The sequence below is a fragment of the Virgibacillus sp. JSM 102003 genome (assembly GCF_041949995.1).
Taxonomy (GTDB): Bacteria; Bacillota; Bacilli; order Bacillales; family Amphibacillaceae; genus Lentibacillus.
This window is the reverse complement of record NZ_JBHFQH010000012.1, coordinates 100,801-123,598: the sequence shown is the minus strand read 5'-3', so window position 1 is coordinate 123,598 and position 22,798 is coordinate 100,801. Positions and strand designations below refer to the sequence as shown.

The 22,798-nt window shown below is 39.4% G+C and carries 20 protein-coding genes; 10 read left to right on the top strand and 10 right to left on the bottom strand.

What is annotated here, in order from left to right; all coding sequences use genetic code 11:
- Positions 1-20: 20 nt before the first annotated feature.
- The 5 genes from ACE1TG_RS14100 (at position 21) to ACE1TG_RS14080 (ending at position 5,477) form a co-directional block, all read left to right on the top strand.
- Entirely contained in the window at positions 21-1,250 is a 1,230-nt protein-coding gene (locus tag ACE1TG_RS14100; RefSeq protein ID WP_375053035.1) for a polysaccharide deacetylase family protein, read from the top strand.
- 30 nt (positions 1,251-1,280) lie between these two features.
- Positions 1,281-2,144: a M23 family metallopeptidase gene (locus ACE1TG_RS14095; RefSeq protein WP_375053034.1), complete on the top strand. Its 864-nt coding sequence runs from the start codon at positions 1,281-1,283 to the stop codon at positions 2,142-2,144.
- A gap of 22 nt (positions 2,145-2,166) precedes the next feature.
- Complete coding sequence (locus tag ACE1TG_RS14090) at positions 2,167-2,565, top strand: bactofilin family protein (RefSeq protein WP_375053033.1); 399 nt, start codon at positions 2,167-2,169, stop codon at positions 2,563-2,565.
- A 749-nt stretch (positions 2,566-3,314) separates the two neighbouring features.
- Positions 3,315-4,067, top strand: a complete 753-nt coding sequence (locus ACE1TG_RS14085; RefSeq protein WP_375053032.1) for an SGNH/GDSL hydrolase family protein — start codon at positions 3,315-3,317, stop codon at positions 4,065-4,067.
- 207 nt (positions 4,068-4,274) lie between these two features.
- Positions 4,275-5,477 (top strand): PLL family lectin, encoded by a 1,203-nt coding sequence (locus ACE1TG_RS14080; RefSeq protein WP_375053031.1) that lies wholly within the window; start codon positions 4,275-4,277, stop codon positions 5,475-5,477.
- Positions 5,478-5,516: 39 nt separating this feature from the next.
- Here the strand turns inward: ACE1TG_RS14080 and ACE1TG_RS14075 are convergent, their stop codons facing one another.
- From ACE1TG_RS14075 to ACE1TG_RS14065, 3 genes are all read right to left on the bottom strand, one after another.
- Complete coding sequence (locus ACE1TG_RS14075; protein WP_375053030.1) at positions 5,517-6,602, bottom strand: alanine/ornithine racemase family PLP-dependent enzyme; 1,086 nt, start codon at positions 6,600-6,602, stop codon at positions 5,517-5,519.
- Positions 6,599-7,687: an N-acetyltransferase DgcN family protein gene (locus ACE1TG_RS14070; RefSeq protein ID WP_375053029.1), complete on the bottom strand. Its 1,089-nt coding sequence runs from the start codon at positions 7,685-7,687 to the stop codon at positions 6,599-6,601. Before ACE1TG_RS14070 ends, ACE1TG_RS14075 begins: the two co-directional genes overlap by 4 nt.
- Positions 7,688-7,951: 264 nt before the next feature.
- Positions 7,952-9,772 (bottom strand): cation:proton antiporter domain-containing protein, encoded by a 1,821-nt coding sequence (locus tag ACE1TG_RS14065; RefSeq protein ID WP_375053028.1) that lies wholly within the window; start codon positions 9,770-9,772, stop codon positions 7,952-7,954.
- 224 nt (positions 9,773-9,996) lie between these two features.
- Here ACE1TG_RS14065 and ACE1TG_RS14060 point away from each other — a divergent pair, with 224 nt between their 5' ends.
- Positions 9,997-10,503 (top strand): hypothetical protein, encoded by a 507-nt coding sequence (locus ACE1TG_RS14060; RefSeq protein WP_375053027.1) that lies wholly within the window; start codon positions 9,997-9,999, stop codon positions 10,501-10,503.
- Positions 10,504-10,692: 189 nt separating this feature from the next.
- Here the strand turns inward: ACE1TG_RS14060 and ACE1TG_RS14055 are convergent, their stop codons facing one another.
- Positions 10,693-11,724 (bottom strand): tellurite resistance/C4-dicarboxylate transporter family protein, encoded by a 1,032-nt coding sequence (locus ACE1TG_RS14055; protein WP_375053026.1) that lies wholly within the window; start codon positions 11,722-11,724, stop codon positions 10,693-10,695.
- Positions 11,725-11,937: 213 nt separating this feature from the next.
- Between ACE1TG_RS14055 and ACE1TG_RS14050 the strand changes: the two genes are divergently transcribed.
- The gene (locus ACE1TG_RS14050; RefSeq protein ID WP_375053025.1) at positions 11,938-12,846 is read left to right on the top strand and encodes a Gfo/Idh/MocA family protein; all 909 of its coding nucleotides are present in this window, start codon (positions 11,938-11,940) and stop codon (positions 12,844-12,846) included.
- Between the two features lie 219 nt (positions 12,847-13,065).
- Here ACE1TG_RS14050 and tnpB read toward each other — a convergent pair whose 3' ends face one another.
- The 3 genes from tnpB to ACE1TG_RS14035 form a co-directional block, all read right to left on the bottom strand.
- Positions 13,066-14,238, bottom strand: a complete 1,173-nt coding sequence (gene tnpB / locus ACE1TG_RS14045; RefSeq protein WP_375053047.1) for an IS200/IS605 family element RNA-guided endonuclease TnpB — start codon at positions 14,236-14,238, stop codon at positions 13,066-13,068.
- A 78-nt stretch (positions 14,239-14,316) separates the two neighbouring features.
- Positions 14,317-14,679: a nucleotide excision repair endonuclease gene (locus ACE1TG_RS14040; RefSeq protein ID WP_375053024.1), complete on the bottom strand. Its 363-nt coding sequence runs from the start codon at positions 14,677-14,679 to the stop codon at positions 14,317-14,319.
- A 185-nt stretch (positions 14,680-14,864) separates the two neighbouring features.
- Positions 14,865-16,367, bottom strand: coding sequence for a malate:quinone oxidoreductase (locus ACE1TG_RS14035; protein WP_375053023.1), 1,503 nt, complete (start codon positions 16,365-16,367; stop codon positions 14,865-14,867).
- 420 nt (positions 16,368-16,787) lie between these two features.
- Between ACE1TG_RS14035 and ACE1TG_RS14030 the strand changes: the two genes are divergently transcribed.
- Positions 16,788-16,952 carry a hypothetical protein gene (locus tag ACE1TG_RS14030; RefSeq protein ID WP_375053022.1) on the top strand — a complete coding sequence of 55 codons (165 nt, stop codon included), beginning with the start codon at positions 16,788-16,790 and terminating at the stop codon, positions 16,950-16,952.
- Between the two features lie 19 nt (positions 16,953-16,971).
- Entirely contained in the window at positions 16,972-17,097 is a 126-nt protein-coding gene (locus tag ACE1TG_RS14025) for a DUF6254 family protein (protein ID WP_375053021.1), read from the top strand.
- A gap of 542 nt (positions 17,098-17,639) precedes the next feature.
- Here the strand turns inward: ACE1TG_RS14025 and cudC are convergent.
- On the bottom strand, positions 17,640-18,218 hold the full coding sequence (gene cudC / locus ACE1TG_RS14020) for a choline uptake/conversion transcriptional regulator CudC (RefSeq protein WP_375053020.1): 579 nt from the start codon (positions 18,216-18,218) through the stop codon (positions 17,640-17,642).
- A gap of 194 nt (positions 18,219-18,412) precedes the next feature.
- The gene (locus ACE1TG_RS14015; protein ID WP_375053019.1) at positions 18,413-19,312 is read right to left on the bottom strand and encodes a glycine betaine ABC transporter substrate-binding protein; all 900 of its coding nucleotides are present in this window, start codon (positions 19,310-19,312) and stop codon (positions 18,413-18,415) included.
- 542 nt (positions 19,313-19,854) lie between these two features.
- Here ACE1TG_RS14015 and betA point away from each other — a divergent pair.
- Positions 19,855-21,540 carry a choline dehydrogenase gene (gene betA / locus ACE1TG_RS14010; RefSeq protein ID WP_375053018.1) on the top strand — a complete coding sequence of 562 codons (1,686 nt, stop codon included), beginning with the start codon at positions 19,855-19,857 and terminating at the stop codon, positions 21,538-21,540.
- 696 nt (positions 21,541-22,236) lie between these two features.
- Here the strand turns inward: betA and ACE1TG_RS14005 are convergent.
- Positions 22,237-22,716, bottom strand: a complete 480-nt coding sequence (locus tag ACE1TG_RS14005) for a DinB family protein (protein ID WP_375053017.1) — start codon at positions 22,714-22,716, stop codon at positions 22,237-22,239.
- Between the last annotated feature and the right edge of the window lie 82 nt (positions 22,717-22,798).

The following is a 22,798-nucleotide window of genomic DNA, read 5'->3' as shown; positions in this document are numbered from 1 at the left end:
TATTACAAAAGGAGGCGGCCATGTCAGACTATCAAGCAAAGCTAATTGAACTAGTAAACATTGAAACAGACAATGACCAGTCATTATTACGGATAAATCTATCATTCGAGCAGGATACTGAAATGGTTTGGCAAGTTGATCAATATACAGCAGAGAATTTAAGATCGGCTTCAGCATTTGACCAACAATATAAACACAGAATATCCTTTCACAGTTCCTTTGATCCCATTAGAAAGTGTTACGTCAGTTTTTTAACGAGAACGCATCGGGATCAAAGCGACAAGGTCTATTTCTGCTGCTCTGAAGAATTTGTGAAAGCACTGTATGCCATTAAACACACGCAAAGTACAAATGACTTGGTTAACCTGAATTTCTTATCTCGTAATCTTGCAGAGAATGACGAGCCAGAGCAGAAAAATGTACAGGATGGTTACATATCAAAAAAATACAATAAGAAACCGACATGGGTAGCTGTAGCCTTAATTGGTATTATATCTACCGTTTTGTTTGGTTATTCAAGTCATGCTTTAAAGACGATATCTGATGAGAAAGCAAGCACTAATGCAGATACGGCAGATAGCGAGTTAAATTTAACACAAGAAGTGGATGCAGCTTCACCAATCACCAGTTCAGTAGAGCTTAACGCTTCTGACCAGCCCAGCATCCCTAAGGTTGAACTTAACAGTGCCCTAACATACAGCATCAGAGAAGGCAGCGTTGCACTAACCTTCGATGATGGTCCATCTAAGTTTTCAAAAAAAATTGTTGATATATTAAAAGACTATCAAGTTGGTGGAACCTTCTTTTTTATCGGTAAAAATGTTAAAAAGCATCCTGACTATGTGCGCTATGTCCACTCCAACGGCTTTACTATTGGCACACATTCAACGAACCATGTACATGTGTCTGGACTCTCTTATAAACAACAGGAGGATGAACTAACAGAAGCAACACAACTAATTGAGGAAATAACAAACGAGAAAGTTGATCTCTTTAGACCACCCTATGGTGATTTGAATCAACTGACCATAGATTTGATGAACGAGCATCATAATAAGATGGTACTTTGGAATAAGGACCCTAAAGATTGGAAACACCATAATGCAAAAAAAATCGTCAACTACATCCGGGATTCAAACGTATCCGGATCGATCATCCTGCTTCACGAATCCAAGGCTGTTATTGATGCATTGCCACAGATAATTGAGTATTTACTTAGCCAGGGTCTGGAGATTGTGAACTTAACATAACAAAGAAGTACAAATGGAGTGATAATAATTGTGAAGCAAAAAAAGAAGATACTGACCTTTACCATTCTATCAAACGATGCGGATAAGGTTGTCACTCGATTTCAAATACCTAGGAATTTGATATACATACTGTCGATTATAGCTATTATCCCAATTATTCTTTCATTTTATTTTTTTAATGAAACTGTTCAAAAGCAACAGAAAAACGACCATCTGACTGATAACTTAACACTTCAAACAAATAAAGTGGACGCATTACAAGCAAAAGTAACTAACATGGAACAAAAAACGGCTAAAGTACAAGCTAAAATGAATGAATTGAAACAATTGGAATCACAGATGAGAAAATCGATAACAGAACTCCCTGTCAGTCTAGGACCTAGTGGGGGAATTGACATAAACGTTTCTGGAAATGAAATGAAGCAAAGTGAATTCGTTAAACAGTATAAAAAAACAATTGATGCGATGGAACAAACAAACGATGCCCTTAAACATACCCCAACTATTTGGCCATCAAGCTCTCATGGCATCTCATCAGAGTTTGGTCTGCGCAGTGATCCGTTTAACAGATCATCTTCCCTGCATGCCGGAATCGATATTAGAGGGAACATCGGTACGCCTGTTTACGCAGGTGCAGATGGGACCGTGATTATGGCTGAATACTACGGTGGATATGGCAAGGCAATTAAAGTTCGTCATTCTGATACATATATAACACTTTATGGTCATCTTTCAGAAATAAAGGCAGAACAAGGTGACACCGTTAAAAAAGGCGATAATATAGGTTCGATTGGCAACACCGGGAGAAGCACAGGACCACATCTTCATTATGAAATTTTAAAAAATGGAGAACCCGTTGATCCTTATCCTTATATGAAACTATATAAAAAGTAAAGCCGAGAAAGGAAAGCTGTACATGAAAAAAGAAAAAAAGCAAACTATAGTTGATACAATAATTGGACAAGGAACGATTATTGAAGGAAAGATAAAACACCCATCGAGCCTCCGAATTGATGGAAAAATTTATGGTGAGGTTGATTGTGAGGGTGACGTTTTTATTGGAAAAGACGGCTATGTGGAACCTACTATTAAAGGAAAAAACATCATCATTGCCGGTGAAGTAAACGGAGATTTATACACTTCTGAGAAAGTACATGTCCAGCCAAGTGGTAAATTATCAGGAAGCGCAACAACTAAAGGTATTATAATTGATGATGGTGGCGTGTTTAACGGCGAAAGCACGATTCACGATAATGACAGCAAAGCCTCCCCTGATAAGAAAAAAAAGAAACAAAACGAAAAAGTTACCGATTAGAAAACTTGCGACTCGTGATTCTTTGGACCCTTTGGCCATTTAGCGGAATGAGGATTCACATCGATTGTCCGGTGAATCCTCGTTCCGTTATTTGTTACAAAACCCGCATTTGGAGCATGGTTCCGGATCCTCGTTCCGCTATTTGCCTTTTCCAACCTACTATACCAATGATTTTAGCCATTTAGCGGAACGAGGATCCGTTTCACCCCTTATATAACAACTTTTTCTCCTTTTAGCGGAACGAGGATCCGCTTCGATTTCCCGGTGGATCCTCGTTCCGTTATTTGTTACAAAACCCGCATTCGGAGCATGGTTCCGGATCCTCGTTCCGCTATTTGCCTTTTCCAACCTACTATACCGGTGATTTCACTCATTTAGCGGAACGAGGATCCGTTTCACCCCTTATATAACAACTTTTTCTCCTTTTAGCGGAATGAGGATTCACATCGATTGTCCGGTGAATCCTCGTTCCGTTATTTGTTACAAAACCCGCATTTGGAGCATGGTTCCGGATCCTCGTTCCGCTATTTGCCTTTTCCAACCTACTATACCGGTGATTTTAGCCATTTAGCGGAACGAGGATCCGTTTCACCCCTTATATAACAACTTTTTCTCCTTTTAGCGGAATGAGGATCCGCGTCACTGGCCTTCATAGAAAAATTATTTTTCAAACACACTAAACTTCGACAGATTAATCGAATGGAGTAAAGTATACTATAGACAAGTTTAGAAAAGGGAGAGTGTGTTATGTGAAAAAATTAGTTAAGTTACTTGTTTTAATTTTAGTTGCAGGTCTACTGTTCTCGACCCCAGCTGTTGCCAAAAGCGGAAATGCCAAGGAATCTCTGGTATCGTTGGGTGACTCAATTCCATACGGATTTAATTTAAACCAACATAATAAAACAACATCAAAGGATGCCTTTCCATATTTGATGGGAGATAACGGTGACCTGCGGGTGCGAAATCTTGGCGTTCCAGGCTGGACAACCTCTGAACTATTAGCTTCAATGCAATCAGATCAAAAGTACCGGCAAGCGGTAAGGCATGCTGATTATATCACATTAACAATTGGAAACAATGACCTGCTCCAGGCATTGCAGGCTGCACAAGCAGAGAGTGGCGGGGATCCGATACTTTTTATGGGCATCCTACAGCAAAAAATTAAAGACAGTAATGTATTTGGAAAAATGGCTGAAATTATTAAGGAAGTTCGCTCACTTTCTGATGCTCCAATCGTTATTTACAATGTATATAATCCGTTTCAGCCAGATGATCGTTTGCATGATATCGGCTCGCTGGTTTTACCTGGTATTAATAAAAATATTGCCGATTTAACAACTGCCTATAACGCTATGTACGGTAATATCCTGTTAGCTGATTCCTATGCCGCATTTGACCAGGGTCAGCAAACTTACGTAATCCCAGGAGACATTCATCCTACAACTGAAGGTCAAATCAAGCTTGCGGAAATTGGATTAGATGCACTAGGCTTAAGCGAATAACGTAACCCCGGGAAGGAGGCACCTTCATCCCGGGGTTTTTTAATCCGAAAAATATACGCATTCCCAATTTAGCCCATAGTTGCATATACTGACTCTGTTAGAAAACTTGGCATTCGCAAAGCCTTTGGGCGAATTGCCTTAGTTGCACTTATGCAGTAAGAAAGTAGTTATACTTTCTTATCTGCTAAAAAAGAGGAGGTATACAAATTGTATAGAGATCAATATCAAACACCACAATTTATACCAGTAGATTATTATGGTCAACCCTATTTTGATTTTCGGCAGCAGCCAAGTGTCCAAGAAGTTATGCAGATCCTTCGCTCACAGCACAACAACTTATATTCTCAGTTAGAACAGGCTGGAATGAACCGAGGCATAACGGATTATATTTTTTCGCTGGCTGTTGGTTATACACTCAATCAAGCAAATACAAACCAGTCAGCGAGCCAAATATACAGTCAATTCAAAAACCAAGTTCCATGGCTCAACCAATTTTTCAGAAGATTTAATGTATCGCAGAACCTGGCAGACCGTATCCTGACTAGAGTAATTGAAATAACATTAGAGCAGATCGGGAATGGTCAAGGTCAACCTGGCCAAGGCTGGAGCAGCTGGGAAAACTTAGGCGGCACACTAACTTCCGCTCCAACAGTAGCATCTTGGCAGCCAAACCGACTGGACGTTTTTGCAAGAGGTACCGGAGATCGCCTGTATCATAAATGGTGGAACGGAAACCAGTGGAGCAATTGGGAAAACCTTGGTGGCACATTAACATCAGCACCCGCTGCAGTATCCTGGGGGCCGAACCGGATTGATGTGTTTGCCAGAGGAACAGACCAGAGCTTATACCACATATGGTGGAACGGAAATCAATGGAGCAATTGGGAAAACCTTGGTGGTACATTAACAAGTGCCCCTGCTGTTTCCTCACGTCGCCAAAATCAGCTTGATGTCTTTGTACGTGGAACCAATCAAAGGCTTTATAAAAAAACATGGAACGGCACAAGCTGGCAGGATTGGGAAGATCTTGGCGGTTCATTAACATCAGCACCTGCTTCAGTATCCTGGGGACCAAATCGGATCGATGTATTTGCCAGAGGACAAAACCAGGATTTAATTCACAAGTGGTGGAATGGCAATAACTGGAGTGATTGGGAAAGCCTTGGCGGTACATTAACGAGTCATCCTACTGTTTCGTCACGCAGGCCAAACCGTCTTGATGTCTTTGTCCGAGGAACGAATCAAAGGCTTTACAAGAGGTCATGGAATGGTTCGCGCTGGCAAAACTGGGAAGACCTTGATGGCACGTTAACGTCAGCACCAGCAGCAGTATCTTGGGGACCCAATCGTACTGATGTATTTGCCAGAGGGCGTAATCAAAACCTCATTCATATCTATCAAGGTCGTTAGAAAAAACATATCCTCACGTTTTATGTGGGGATATGTTTCTTATATTACATTCGTATATTTTTTGGTTATATAACCAGAAGACATAACGGCCAACAATGCACCATAATTAAGAGAAAAGGTAACCTTATCTCCTACCTGTAAATTGACATCTTTGGCATCGATAATGGTATGATCACTGCTAGACCCGAGAATTTCAATATCTAACGATGGTGTTAGTCCCCTAACAAGAACGTCCTGGGATCCAAAGGGAACAATAACCCGTCGAATCATTCCGCGTTCACGAAACTGAGGCTCATTTCCAAAAGCGTCCTGCCCAGTTTCTCCGTACGGTACAGATGGCTTTATTTTCGATTCAATCACTTCTGAAACAAACGTGAATGCATCCGTAAATAACCCCGGGATTGCCTTTCGATCAAGTGTTTCACGTCCGAGATAAATGGACTCGCCCAATCTTAAATTATTAATTTTCCCGATATCTCCGGTGGTCGTAAACCAATTATAATTAGCCGAATTACCTCCAGAGACATATAAGAGTGGAAGTGAGAATTTTGCTTCAATGAGCTCAGCAAGTTTTGAGAGGTCTTTCATTTTTTTATCGCTTGGTTTCACCCCGCCAAAGCAGGCGAAATTTGCGGCAATCCCCACCATTTTCACCCCCGAAAGCTTGAGGACTTCCTCTACAAAGCCATCAAGGTCTGCGGGCATAATCCCTTCTCTTAGATCTCCCATTTCTACCATCAGGATAATTTCATGTACTTTATTGTATTTTTCAGCCGTCGTGCTGAGCCCTCTAATAACGGCTAACTCTGTATTCATACTGATAGCTGCATTCGTAACAACTGCATCAAGCTCACTTAGCGCAGGTGACCGCAACAAGACAAATTGTGCGTTCACCCCTGCATCACGCATCTTCTTGATATTTTCTATTTTAGAATCTGCGAGCATATGAATCCCTTTATTTACAAAGATTTTGGCAATAGTCGGATCGCCGCAGACGGTTTTGGTAACACCCATGAGTTCGATTCCCTTTGCTCCATAAAATTGAACCAATTTCTCCGCGTTATGAGCGATCTTTCCAAGGTTAATTTCAACCCTGGAGGTGGCAGGTGCAGCAGTACCTATCAATTTACGAGTACTTTATTCTTTTTGTTTGCGAGCTCCGGATAGGTTGTAAATAATGTATCAATTAATTTGTCACAGCCATGCTTAAGCACATCTGTCGCAGGAAGCTTCAGATCCTTTTCATACGCAGCCACAGCTTCAGAAATCTCTGTATCTGACATATTTTCATGATTGATGGTTACGCCAATTACTTTTGACTTTGAAAAAGTTTCAATGAGTTCAATTTCACTTTGTATTGTTGGCATTTTCATATAGTTAAAATCACCAAGATTTTTCCGTTTCGGCGGATGCTGAACAATAATGGAGCTTGGTCTTGATCCTCTGATAATCGAACAGGAACTAATGTATGCGGGGTGACTTAGTGCCCCCTGACCTTCAACAATAATAATATCCGGATTCTCATTGTCGTAAGCTCTCATAACCTGATTTTCAATCTCGCCTGTCATAAATTGTGAAGGGATTGCATCTATTGCCACGCCGTACTTTGCACCTTGAATTAAACCAGTTTGCCCTGTTGCAATAAAAGCAACTTTTAGACCTCTTTTTATTAATGCTTCTTCAAGAATTACTGATGTTGTTCTTTTACCAACTGCACTGTCCGTACCAAGTACAGCAACAATAGGTGTTTTAATATCCAGAATTCTTCCTGAAAATAAATGCATATCCTTCTTTTCAGGTGGCTTTCTTACATCATTTATGGTTACTCCATATTTTATTGAATGTTGCACAAACTCTTCATCATTTGTAAAAAATTCATGAAGAGTGTTTACAATACTCATCCCTTGTTTCATTGCTTCTAATACAATTTCACGTTCATAACCTTTTAAAAAGGCTTCCGAGGGTGCTATCCCATAAATAAACTGATCAGGCACTTCAGACAACAGTGCAAGGGCTTGCTCAAGACTCCGGAATACTGGGATATTGTTCGGTTTCCCTTCTAAATAATCACCTGCGTCCACCCCAGCTTTTGTACTGTCAATCACTCCAACAACCTGGTATTTATCAGATCTGCGTACAAGTCCATTCGCAGTCTTGCCATCCATTGTACCGAACATTTTTTCACAATAAACAATTGCTGTTTCCTTCATAAACTTCCACTCCTATAGATATTTTAAGTAATTTGGCAATATTTACCATTTAAAAGCAAATAAAAAACCCTTTCATCTAGTAAAAATCGACATACGTAGAGCCAAGATACTAATCATGCAAGGATTGTTTTTCGAGGTATTTGGTTTTTTAGTCTACATTTATAAGTATAGCACACTTCATAATAAATAATGTGTGTTTGCAAAAATATATTTAAAGGTAACCCTCCTTCGCCTTCTTGAAGCTGGATGAGTTACCTTTTATAACTAGTACATTAGTTTTCTCTGAATCACACCAAGGTCTTCCGGTGTTCCACTTACCAGGATTTTGTCACCATCCTCTAAGGTGGTGTTTCCATGAGGAATAACTACTTTCCCATGTCTGTAAATGTGCAAGATCAAGGACTCTCCCAAAAATGGCAGATTTGTAATTGGCGTCTGATCATAATAGGAATGATTGACGTTAATCTCCCTAATGGATTTACTGTGATTTGTAATAAGCCGAACAATACCCGGATTATCAATAAGTGCTTTTAAAAGCGTTCTTGTTGAGTAGAGCATCGAGTATACTGTAAATCCTTCTTCAGATAACTCATCCTGGAGATTTTTGTTTTCAATCCGTAAAATAACCGTTTTTATACCAAGCTCTTTTGCATGACGGCCTAGATCAATGTTGGTTAAATCGTCATCTGATGCAATTACAATCTTATCTGCTTTAAAGGCATTCTGTTCTTCCAGAGATCCTATCGTTAACTGATCGACATATATATGTGGAAATGAAAACAACTCACTGCCACGGACGGTCTGTGTACTATACACCCGAACAACTGCCTTATCCTCCATCTTATCCCTTGCAACCAGCATTGTTGCTTCATTCGCTCCAATAATAGAAATTCCTAATTGACTTGGACGAGAATTTGATGTTGGAAATAATCTCGTAAACGTAATTGGCGATATCAGACAGGTTAAGATAGATACTAGAATAATTGCTCCATTTAGCACCTCGTTAATCACACCTAGTTCAAGCGCAATTGAGGAGGCCGCAATTACGAGACTCAACTTGGATGTTGTTAAGATACCTACACTAAAAACTTCTTTCCATGTGTACCATTTTTTCAGCACCAATGCAGGAATTACTTTCGCAAGATACATAAACAATAGTAAGAGTGGCATTAATAACAGGATTTTTCGATCTACAAACAGTTCCCAAATATCTAACTCCACACCAACCATTACGAAAAAAATGGGGATCAGAAAGCCAAATCCGAATGAGTCCAGCTGGTGGACAAATTCCTTTCTGGGTGCAAGCAAAGATATAATAACACCAGCAAGAAACGCTCCCAGAATATTTTCTGCACCAATCGTTTCAGAAAGAGAAACAAACAATAATATTAGGGCAAATACCCCTCTTGTCCCGAGTTGAACGGTCCCTTTTAGAAGGTTGTCAAACAGCTCAAATTTAAAATACTTTTTAATCGTTCGATAGGCAAGGAAAACGGCCATGAAAAGTACTAATAACAGTAATATCCTCATACCTTCCTGATCTTTGAACATGGCATATACTGTTAATAGAATCATAGTTGTAAAATCTGCAATAACGGTGATCAGCAGAATAATTTGACCAAGCAGCCCTTCTGTCAGATTCTTCTCTTTAATAACTGGAACGACAATACCAAGTGACACGGTTGAAATGATCAATGTCATTAAGTAAGGGTCCTTAATTAAACCCAGCAAGACCAGTACACAGGAAAGTGCGAATGACACGCTAATAATTAGAGCGAAGATAACGAGCGAAACCTTCACAGGGTCCGGAGAACTTTCATCTTTTATTTTCTTCTTTTTAAAAACACTAAAATCTATTTCTAAACCACTGATAAACATAAGGAATATAAACCCAAGCAGTGAAAGCAACTCAAGCAAAGGGTCGCCTGAAATGATATTAAAACCGCTTTTTCCAATAATCAGCCCGGCAATAATTTCTGCGATAACGACTGGAATAAACCGTAAATTAAACCGCTGCAGCAAAATCGGAATAAAAAAGGCAATCCCAACCACAATCATTAACGATGTCAGTGATTGATGTTCCATAAAACACCCACTTTGAAATATATGATAAGAATAAGATTAACGAATGTTTGTGTTTTTTACAATAATTATGTTTTTTCAATACATATAATAGCAAATAAACAAGGTCTCACCGACGATTGTAAATAGCCAGGTAAAGAGAATCCGTATTTTTATACTCAGGTATAATTTATTAATCTTATGCTCGCTGTTAAGCTATAAAAAAGTATAAGGGGGAACTAACTCCAATGAAAAAGTTTATAACCGTTTTATGTCTATCCTTCGCACTTAGTATATTTGTAGCGGCGTGTGGATCAGATGAAGAGAAATCAAATTCGAAGGCAAATACCGAAGAGGATGGTAATGTTAGTACCACTGATGAAACAAACAAGGAAGAAAATAAACAGGATGATGACGCAGCTCAGGAAGAGGATAAATCGGCATTACCAGAGGAAGTTCCATCAGATCTCCCATTCCCTGCTGAAGCTGATTTACAGGTTCAGTCATATGATACGGCTGGACACAAACAATACGTGGTTGGTTTTTCGTTTTCAGAAGAAATTGATGGGGTCTACAATAAGTTTAAGGAATATGCAGATAGTAATGGATACAATATCATCACAGAAGATAATGAAAACAACGGATTTGAATCAATGAAAGAAACTGATGCAGGTCCCACAACCCTTGGCGTGACTTTTTCAGACATGGGGTCAGTTAAAGTAGGAACTGTGAGTTTTGCTATTCCTTTAGAATAGACATTAGGATCCTGCCCACTGCGAAACGCTGAAAAGTATTAGATGGTTGCCAATAAAGTCACTTTAGCGGAATGAGGATTCACTCCGATTGGTTGATGAATCCTCGATTTTCCTGCCAGACACTCTAGTTTGGATGCGGATCCCCAACCCATGCCCGTGGAAAGGGTTGATGTAACTATGCACCATCTATCATGATTTAAGCCCAAAGTAAATCTGATAGATCAGCCCATAAAAACCTACTATCCATGCGGCCAGAGCAACAAAAACCATAAATTGAGGTATTACTACGAGAAACGGGACACCTAAAGCTGCTGACAGCTGAAATGTGCTAGTGGTATACATGGAAAGCGGGAAGACCATCCCCCAAAATTGCGGGTCATACTTGAATGGATAATGATTGTAAATATGACGCCAAATCATCAGAATAAATAGCAGTGGAATCCACCATGTCCCCGTTATCCAGAAGAATAATGTAAATCCTTTTAAGAATGGCGTGATTTCGTCAAGTAAATTCCAATAGTCAGAATGCAATATCAAGGTAGATCCAGCCAAAGTAGTAATGGCAACTGCTCCCATGTTAATCCAGTAAGGAGGGGTAAGAGCCGCAAATTTAAAATTTACAAAGGTGAACCTGTAAAAAATGAGCGTGATAATATTCAGATACAGCATACAGCCTAGAAAATACATACATAATGTAAAAAATAAAATGATTTCACTGCCGCTTTCCACATGAGGAGATAGAAGAGTCCCCAAGATAGAAACGGATTGTGTAGCAACTGCTGCGATTAACCAAGCGCCATTAATGCCTTCCGCAATTGTCGGCTTATCCCTCCGTACTGTGACCGCTGTAAAAAATGTATACATTATTACTACCCATAGAATAATTGCAAGTATCCACAAATAGACCGGTAATATGTAATTTTCACCAACAATTATTAGCTGACTTCCAAATACACTTGTCCCAGCAACTAATGTAAAAAAACCAGGTCCAAGAGTGTGGCTTGTCAAATCTTCTATTACATCCGGAAAATAGCCAACAAGACGGATAATTGTCAATAACCACAAAGTAAGATATGCAACAATGTTAATATACAACAGTATTGTGGAAATAGACTCCATCCCCAACAGAAATGATCCAATTGATAATGCCCCAGTAGCCATAACCAATGCAAAATAGCCCGGGAAGAGATCCCGTGCCTGCTGTTTTAAAAATTTAATCAATGCTAATCAACTCCCCGAAATTAGGACATTATTGTCACCTAGTTCCTATCTTATCATTTTCTCTTTATTTATAACCTAGGTTATATAAAATTAAAACGAAAAACTTTATATATTAGTTCCATGAAAAAGTAAATATCTTCAAATCCCCATATTAACTTCCAAGCTAATTACCATGTTATCCTATAACTACACTACTATCATCGGGGTGATTAAATGAAAATAGGAATTATTGGATTGGGTGATATTGCCCAGAAAGGCTACTTGCCTGTTCTATCTGAAAAAGAGGGTATCGAACTTGTGCTTTGTACTCGAAATAAAGACACGCTGAACCGTTTATCGGAGAAGTATAGAATTAATGAAAAGGTGCTAACAGTAGATGAACTGATTTCAACGAATATTGATGCTGCATTTGTAAGTGCTGCTACAGAGGCACATTTTGAGATAGCTGAAAAATTACTTAAAAGCGGTATACCTACATATATAGACAAGCCGATATCTATGAAACTCCACGAAACCAAAAAAATAACAGAGCTCTCAAAAGAAACAAACACATTAGCTATGGTAGGTTTTAACAGAAGATTTATTCCGAAAGTTAAAGAGCTAAAGAAACACGGTAAACCAAGTCTGATACTTATTCAAAAAAACAGATTTTCGTTACCCGATTATATAAGAAGATTTGTTGCAGAAGATTTTATACATGTTGTCGATACACTTCGATTTCTGATGGATACAACTGTTCTGGATGTAAAAGTAGTGAGCCAAAAAAATGGTGAAATGCTTGATCAACTGATTATACAGCTTATTGGAGAAGGGTGTATCGCTATGGGGATAATGAACAGAAATGGCGGTGTCACTGAAGAAATCATTGAGTACTCTACCGGACTTGATAAATATGTAGTTAACAATCTTACTGAAACAACCCACTATCACAACAAAGAAATTAGTATTGCTAAGTCCGGTGATTGGGAGCCAACATTATATAAACGTGGCTTCTATCAAATAGTCGATCATTTTATTGATTCCGCAAAAAATAGCAAAGTGCCTGATCCGTCTATTGATGACTCACTGATCACTCATGAAATATGCGAAGGAATCGTGAAGCAGATTGATCAAGATGCTTAATAATCAGCACAAAAAATAATACCCCAGTTTCATTGATGTTACTGGGATATTATACCTTAACTGGATTTGGGGTTTATTTAAAATACACTTTCTCAACGTTGTATTTTGCTTTAAGTTCATTAATAATAAACGTTTCTTGAACTACCCGCCACTTATCAGCCTTGCGGTCTGAATGAGTGGGAGATTCCTAAGAACACCGGCGTAACCGCCAGTTATGGATTAGGCTATCCCCGCAGTTCCTGCGGTTAGAAGTCTTATCGCTTCGTTTTTAAGGTTTAATCCTGCATTGATATCTCGATGGTGATGCGCACCACATACACAGGTCCACTCACGCACACGCAGGTCTTTAACTTCTTTGTTTTGATAGCCACAACACGAACACAGCTGCGAACTGGGAAAGGTTTTACTCACTTCCACAACAGTTTTGCCGTACCATTTAGCTTTATACGTCAACATTACCTTAAATTGATACCAGGACACATCAGCAATGGATGGAGCGCTTTTCTTGTTTTTCATCATATTTGATACCTGTAGACTCTCGATCCCAATCACATCGTGGTTTTTAATGATATCGGTAGAGGTCTTATGCAGGAAATCTTCGCGCTTGTTTGCGATTTTCTCATGAATGCGAGCTATTTTGATTCGTTGTTTGTTCCAGTTGCGGGAACCCACAACACGTCTTGCGAGCACTTTTTGAGCTCTTCCCAGTTTTTGCTCCAGGGACTTGTAGTAACGATTGTTTTTGTAGATAGTTCCATCCGACAGAACAGCGAAGTCTTTCAATCCTAGGTCAACACCCGTATTGGAGTTGGTCTGCGGTAATGGCGCGATCTCCACTTCCGCAAGAACAGACACAAAGTACTTTCCGCTCGGGTTACGTCGGACTGTGGCATTGATAATTCGCCCTTTGATTTCACGACTTTTAGCAAGCCGCATGAGACCAAGTTTAGGCAACTTGATATGGTTATCCAAAACAGCGATATTCCCATTGGTTTGTTTGGTGGTATACGACTGGACCTTATTCTTTTTGCTTTTGAATTGAGGCGCTTTATTTTGTTTTCTGTAATACCGTTGGTGTGCATCAGCCAGATTCTCAACGGACTTTTGAAGGGAAATACTGTCCACTTCCTTTAAAAAAGGATAATGTTCTTTTAACAGGCGAACCGCTTTTATCGTGCCATATTTATTGAAAAACGCACCTTTCCAATTATTAGAAGGCAGCTGGCCGTTTTGTACCATTTCTTCTGTTATGTACCAGTAGGCATCTTTTTGCTTCTGTTTTGCAAGGAAGAAATTGTACACAAATCTGGAGCAACCAATCGTCTTGTTGATTAGCTCGATTTGGCTTCGATTGGGGTATATGCGGAAATTAAAAGCTTTGTTGACGAACATGAAATCCACCCACTTCATAGGAACGTTTGTTCTAATTATACCATAGAAGTAGGTGTTTTGGCTATCGTCAACCGACACTCATCTCCCCCTTATTACTGGGCTGAAGCCCTTCGCACAATTGAAGAGGGAGTCTTCTGTCGGAGAATGATAAATCTCTCTGTGGGCAGGATCCCTTACAATACAAACTTCAATCTTGCTTACTTCATCCCTGTGCAATTTGATCGGTGATACATTATCATTAAAATGCTTTTTAATTCTCGGTCTTAACTTCCTTGCCTTACCAACAAACAATACCTCCTGATTGTCGTTGTAAAACATGAAAATTCCACCCTTATCTCTTGTAATCAGGTGAAAATCTGTAAATCCGTATATATTACTACGTTCCGGATTATCCTGTTTGGTAATGGTGACATCTGGTGTTGGGATGGTTATATTGATCATTATGCTCACTTCCTCTTCCTCTGTTGTTGTGTAAATGCTATCACACATCGACATGCATTACTATTTCCGTACATTTTTTATAACACCAATATAAAAAAAACGGCATTCACCCTTAGAAAGAGCAAATGCCAGGTTTACCTACTTGCGCAGTTTATTATATGGAATATTATCTCTGCACCCTAAAATTAACTATGGACTAGCTTCTTTTCGTTTAAATTGAGCGCCTGCACTATGGAAGTATGAATTTCCTGAAAAAACTCTGGGTTGTCGACTAGTGACACGCCATAAGAGGGAATCATTTCTTTTATTTTCGGTTCCCACTCTTTCATATATTGCGGGAAGCACTTTTCTAGTACCTCAAGCATGACGTGAGCTGCAGTAGAAGCACCCGGAGAAGCACCGAGCAATGCTGCTATCGAACCATCCGCGGAAGTAATTACCTCGGTACCAAATTGAAGCGTTCCTTTGCCGCCTCCCTCTGTATCTTTAATGATCTGCACACGTTGACCCGCTACTACTAAATCCCAGTCCTCGCTTTTGGCATTCGGGATAAACTCTCGTATTTCTTCCATACGCTTTTCTTTCGATAACATAACTTGTTCAATCAAATATTTTGTCAACGGCATCTCTTTTTTGCCTGCCGCCAACATCGTTACGAGGTTATTTGGTTTTACTGAATTCACCAAGTCCAGCATGGAACCAGTTTTCAAGAACTTTGGTGAGAAGCCGGCAAATGGCCCAAACAACAGTGATTTTTTATTCTCTATATATCGTGTATCAAGATGCGGAACAGACATTGGTGGAGCACCAACCTTAGCTTTGCCGTATACTTTTGCTTGATGCTGTGCTACCACTTCTGGGTTGTTACATACCATGAATTGCCCGCTTACCGGGAATCCTCCGACATGTTTTGATTCTGGAATACCAGTTTTTTGAAGTAAAGACAGACTTCCGCCTCCACCACCGACAAAGACGAATTTTGACGTATGGTATTCAATTTTGCCGTTAACGTTATCATGTACTTTTACTTCCCACTTGCCGTCGCTGGTACGTTGTACATCCTCAACACTGTGTTTGTAGTTTACCTCGACATTGTTACTCTCCAAGTGGTCAAACAACTTGCGCGTTAAAGCACCAAAGTTAACATCCGTTCCAGAATCAACTTTTGTAGCCGCTATCGGTTCATTCGATGTACGGCCATCCATAATAAGCGGAATCCATTCCTTCAGTTTTTCAGGAGCATCGGAAAATTCCATCCCATGAAACAGAGGATTCTTTGATAGAGCTGCAAAACGCTTTCTCAGAAACGATACATTTTTTTCACCACGCACAAAACTCATATGAGGTAATGGCATGATAAATTCCTGTGGATTACGAATCAGATTGCTGTTTACAAGATATGACCAAAACTGTCTTGAAAGCTGAAACTGTTCATTAATTTTTACTGCTTTGCTAATATCTATAGATCCGTCCGGTTTTTCGGAAGTATAGTTTAACTCGCACAGTGCAGAATGGCCAGTACCCGCATTATTCCATTCGTTAGAACTTTCTTCCCCTGCTTTGTCGAGCTTCTCAAACGCAGTAATTTCCCATTCTGGTGCCAACTCTTTCAGTAATGAACCCAAAGTCGCGCTCATAACTCCAGCACCAATTAAAATAACGTCTGTTTCTTTAGGCATGTTACTCATATTTATCATCCTTAAAATCTAAAATTTATATAAAAGTTGTAGGCGCGACCCTAGTCACAAACCGTACATTATAACCCTTTTATATTGTATCATATTTAGCAAAATCATAGCCTATAAATAAACAAACTATCTACAAAAAGTGCAAGCTCCCGTTTAGCACCGAACAAACTGCGCTCAGCGCTGCGGGTGGGACGGCATTCCCACAGAAAGGGACGAAGTTAGCCGACGTTGGGCGCATGGACCGCCTTTTGTCGGCCTTTCACTAACGTAGCGAGGAGTGTGAAGGTTGCTAGTTGCTGGTTGTTTGCAGATGAGAACGCCGCGTCATGTACTTAGAAGCTTGTTCCCACCGCCCTTGACACTATGCGCGAATATTTCAATCACCTTGTCCCATACTAAGTCCAAAAAGGAGGGACATTCATGGCAAAACGAACAAAGAAAAACGACCCACAGCAAAAGAATAAACAAGGATTTGATTCAAGTAAAACGGATTCGGAATACTCTAAGGAACTCGGCAGTGCTGCAGCCAATCAGGCACACAAAGAAAAGGCGAAAAAAGAACGGGCATCTAAAACGAAAAATTAGTAGAGAGAATCTAGTAAACATGTCTAAATCCAAACAACAACAAGAACGGGAATGGAAAGACAGAAAGCAATCACAAAACCCACACGGGAAAGTTAGATCTTTTGAAGTGATAGCTGACGAAACACGGAGAGATGGGAAGAAGTAGGCCGGTAATAATTCGGTAAAGGGATTCTTATAATCGTATTTTGCTTTCTTAGAACCCTTTATATTCTGGGGTCAAGCCTAAGCCTTAGCTGCGCTTATGCTGTAAAAAAAACCATTTTTAACGGAATGAGGATCCGGCTTACTGATTTGGCGGATCCTCATTCCGTTATTTGCTTGAAAACCCACGTTTTAAGCTTGGATACGGATCCTCGTTCCGCTATTTGTCATTTCTACGTCAAATTTGGCTGATTTTCTGATAATAACGGAACGAGGATCCGTCTCACCCTTCCGAGAGCACTTTTTCAGCTAATTAGCGGAACGAGGATTCACTTCGTTTGTTTGTCGAATCTGCAATACTAAATTCTCTTTTTTCCTCCCTAAAGCTGAACTCGTAAGACGTAACGTATTTTTTTCGCAATTGAATCCAGATTTCACAATAATAATCTTTAGCAGTTACATCTCCGTCAATAGGGTAAACTTTTATAGGTGTCTTTGCCTGTTGGGATCAAGACACCCTTATATGTTGGGTGGGTCAGCGTGATGCTATTCTTTTTCATCCACATCTTCTAAAGGTATGTACTTATAGATTTCCCCAGATTTGGTGAGCTTGGTAAGCCGCTCCAGCCAATGATAATATATCAAGGCCTCATCTAGTTGTTGATAATCCAACTTGGCTCTTTCTCGTAATGTTTCATCTGTTTCACTATTTTCAATTACCTCATTGAGTTGTTCCTGTGCCTTCCGAATACTAACCAAAAACATACTCACTTCGCGTTCCCATTTCATACCATAGAAATTAGAGAAATAATTGAAGAAGTTTTTTTCAGCCATGAATGAATCTTTTCTCGAGCCTTTCTGCCATACCTTTTGAACAATATTAATTTCTTGAAGCTTTCTTACAGATGTACTCATGCTTGGTTTACTCATGCCGAGTGCTTCTTTCATTTCATCAAGGGTGATTGGCTGATGTTTAAAATACATCATTCCGTACAGACGTCCGACTGAAGGGGTAACACCATAAAGATCCATCGTTTCAGAAATCGTATTAACCATCATATTTTCTGCTAGGTCGATTTTTTCTTTGGCTTTTTCATCATTAAAATTATTTACGTTTCCTTCCATTGCGGCACCTCTTTTTTTGGGAAAATAATAAGAGCATTAGATAATTTTTGATGTTAAATTCATTTATAATTAATTAAATGTTTCTTCCATCTTATAATGAATAGTACTGTTATGCAACTGCCCTGATTAAATTCGAAACTGCCATAGAAAAGAGACGATTCTCTTATCGAGAGTCGTCTCCTGATGTTACACATTTATTTCATCCATTTGTCAATTAGATCCTGGTTTTCTTCAACCCATTTTTCTGCGCCTTTAATAGGATTGTCCTGATTATTTTTGGTGTAAACCATCAATTCACCAAGCTGCTTATCGTTCAATTTAAAGTTTTTCATCCATTTGCTAACTTTTTCAAAGTCTGAGGAAAAACCTTCTCGGGTTGCCATATAGATTTTTTCTACTCCACCGAAAGTATTCTTCGGGTCCTCTAAAAACTTCAAGTCCACTTCAGAAAATATATAATGCGGTTTCCATAGTGGTGCAACGATAGGTTTTTCTTGTTTCACTGCTTTCTTAATGGTTGAAATCATTACTGGTGTACTGCTATCTACCAATTCATAATCAAGACCGTATTCTTTGATCACATCTTCAGTTACCAGCATTGTTCCTGCTCCAGGCTCAAAACCTATTATTTCGCCATCGAATTTTTCTTTGTGTTCATTTAAATCTTTAATACTATTTACATCTTCCATATACGTTGGAACTGCCAATCCAACCTTTCCATTTTCATACCAAGGTTCTTCGAAGAAATTTGCCTCATCTTTATACTCTTTATAATAACTCTTATCTTGTACCGGCAGCCAAATTTCTGGTGCCACATCTAAATCGCCTTCAGCTAATGCAGCCATCTGAGGACCCATCTCAATAAGCTTTAACTTCACGTTATAACCCTTATCTTCAAGAATTGCCTTCCACATGTTTGTAACTGCAATATTTTCGGGCCAATTAATCTGACCTATCGTGATTGTTCCTTTATTTTCATCTGATTTGTCAGCTGCATTGCCGGAATCATCACTTTTACTTTCTGAACCGCAAGCTGCTAGTGCAATAACTAATATAGTAAATAAAACGAATTGACTTATTTTTCGAAAAATCATTAAATGACATACACCTTTCCAATTTATATTTTGTCAAACATCTATTGAAAACACACACCTTTACCAAGAGTGCTAGTAGCATTATATTATTAATTCGGCCCCCTTTTATTAAATAAAATAAATACGTTCAATATTTTCTAAATGTTTGACCTCTACATATTAGGATAACGAAAGATCAACTTTTGTCAAATCTGATAATTTATTTTCACCTTTCTTCATTGTTGTCTTATCAGTGATATAAACATCACATAATTTTTTAATGTTTTAGGTCAATTTCATAATTTAACCGAACAACTTCACGAACTAATTATCGAAACAAACAATACCTCTAAGCCTTTTTTAATAGTAAGGTTTAGAGCTATATACTTCTTCCCCAAGAATACCGCCTCGAGTTTTACAAGTTTAAAAAATCATGTTATGTTTATATTGTTTCGTAAGTTAAAAATATATTTAACAAATTTAACATTAAACACAGTCGAAGAAAATGAAAATCTTCTTTGTCTACTGTATTCCACTTAACAATCTTCAGGGAGGTATTACAGATGAATCAAACATACGACTATATAATTGTTGGCGGCGGCAGTGCAGGTTCTGTACTTGGCAATCGTCTAAGTATGGATAAGAATAAAAGTGTACTAGTTCTGGAAGCGGGGCGTAATGATTACTTTTGGGATTTGTTTATTCAAATGCCGGCAGCTTTGATGTTCCCATCAGGCAATCGCTTCTATGACTGGATCTATTCTACGGATGAAGAGCCTTATATGAATGGACGACAAATCCCACATGCCCGAGGGAAAGTGCTTGGAGGATCAAGTTCCATTAATGGAATGATTTATCAGCGCGGGAACCCGATGGACTATGAACGGTGGGGAGCTGAATCTGGTATGGAAACTTGGGATTATGCACATTGTCTTCCGTACTTTAAACGACTGGAAACAGCCTTTGGAGCAGACCCATCTGATGAGCACCGCGGTCACCATGGTCCAATTAAATTAAAACGCGGACCTGCAACGAATCCTTTATTTCAAGCCTTTTTCGATGCAGCTGTTGAGGCTGGTTACTCGAGAACACCCGATGTAAATGGCTTTCGTCAGGAGGGATTTGGCCCATTTGACAGCCATGTACACAACGGAAGACGGGTTTCCGCTTCACGCGCATATTTACGTCCTGCCATGCGACGTAAAAACCTGTCTGTCGAGACGCGTGCCTTTGTTACCAACATTAACTTTGATGGTAATCAAGCTACGGGCTTAACCTACCAAAAGAATGGGAAAACCCATCATGTTAACGCGGGTGAAGTAATTCTTTCCGGTGGCGCATTCAACACACCGCAGCTGCTTCAATTGTCGGGTATAGGAGACGCCGATCATTTACAGTCACTTGGCATTGAGCCAGTTGTTGATTTGCCTGGTGTAGGTGAAAACCTTGAAGATCATCTCGAAGTATATATACAGCACGCATGTCCGCAGCCGGTTTCGGAACAACCTAGCTTAAATAAAGCAAAAATGCCTTGGATCGGCTTACAATGGCTCCTTGGACGTACTGGTCCGGCAGCAACGAACCATTTTGAAGGAGGCGGGTTCGCTCGTTCAAATAACGATGTAGATTATCCGAATCTGATGTTCCACTTTCTGCCGCTCGCAGTTCGATATGATGGGCAAAAAGCGGACACGGAGCATGGATTCCAAGTACACGTTGGACCAATGTACTCCAATTCAAGAGGCAGTCTGAAGATTCGTTCGCGTAATCCTTTTGAGCATCCAAGCATTGTATTTAACTATCTATCTACCGAAAAGGATCGACAGGAATGGATTGAAACAATACGCGTTTCACGGAATATCCTTTCTCAGCCTGCAATGGCTCCTTACAGTACAGGCGAAATTTCACCTGGACCTTCTGTTGAAACGGATGAAGAAATACTGGAGTGGGTAGCTAATGATGCGGAAACGGCACTTCATCCATCCTGCACCGCAAAAATGGGACCTGCATCTGATCCGATGGCAGTCGTGGATCCGCTGACGATGAAGGTTCATGGCGTGGAAAATTTACGGGTTGTTGATGCATCGGCCATGCCGCATACGACAAACGGAAATATCCATGCACCGGTATTGATGTTGGCAGAAAAAGCAGCTGACATCATTCGTGGACAAAAACCAATGAAGCCTGAGTACAAGGATTATTACCGTCATGGCGTTCATCCAGCAGACGCGGGTACAGTTGAGAAGTAAATTTATATCAGCTTTTATCACAATGAAACAAATTGGGTGAAAAATAATATTATGTATGATGCAGCGAGAAAGTATATATGCTTTCTTGCGTGTCATAATAGGTCAGTCCTTCCTAACGCTATCACTTTAGCATAGTGGAGGACTGATTCATTTAACTATGAAATAATTATTTGGTAACGTTACTTAGTTTTTGAACTCCCTCTACTATCTTTTTTCTTCGCGATACTATATATAGGTTTTACTATTAAACTTTAACGTAAGTATAAAGGCGACTCCTTGGTTGGAATCGCCTTTTCATTTGTTGCAGTTCCCATAAAACGGGATAGATAATTAAATGATAAGTACCCCCGTAAAAAAGTGTAAGCAATATTAATTTCCTGCGTCACTCATTCTGTTTTCTTGTCACCAACAAATTGTTTTCAATATGGCCCGTTTGTTCAGTTATTGACGCAACCGCTTATTAAACGACTGTGCCCGATTACTAAAATCACTGAATCTGCATTTTCGTAATGCCACTATAAATTTTTTATCAAATAAAAAGCCACCGTAGTTCTTTTGCAGACACGCCTAAAACAATAATTGCCCTGTACTGATTGGAAATAAATACTCGAATAGCAAAATAAAGTGTTAACAGAGTTAAGAAAATGTCCAAAGCTAAAGATATCTTATTCCTTATTCCTCAATAACCACGCATGTTCAAATGATACGTTTCATCGCATTAATTTGTCCCATATGGGTCCCTTCATGCATTAAAAGTAAACTCACTAATTCTTCTAAGGTTGTAACTCCCTTAAATGGATGACCCAGTGATTCATCCAACGTTTCATTTAATCGTTCAGCTGGAATTTGTTGAATCCGAACCAACTGATCCTTCAATTGTCTGATAAGATCATCTGTGGCAGGCACATCACCTATCCATTCACTCGGTTTTGTACCCATTCCAAATAAATCTATATAGTTTTCTGGAAGATATGTCGTTGTAATATCGGGATAGCCTATAACTTTTTCAGCACTTGTTAATACGTGGCCAATATGCCAATGGATTGTGTTATTAAAACCTTCTGGCTGCACGTCAACGATTTCTTTCGGGGCTGATTCTGCCATCTTAATAAAAAAACCCCTTGTTGTTTCATATTGTTTCATTAAAAGTTCGTGTTTAGCTAATAGCTTATCCATTGTTTTCTCTCCTTTTTAAGGATATGTTTTTCTTTTTGAGTCACTCTTCCTTAAGAATAACATCTAAACCAGTTAAATATTT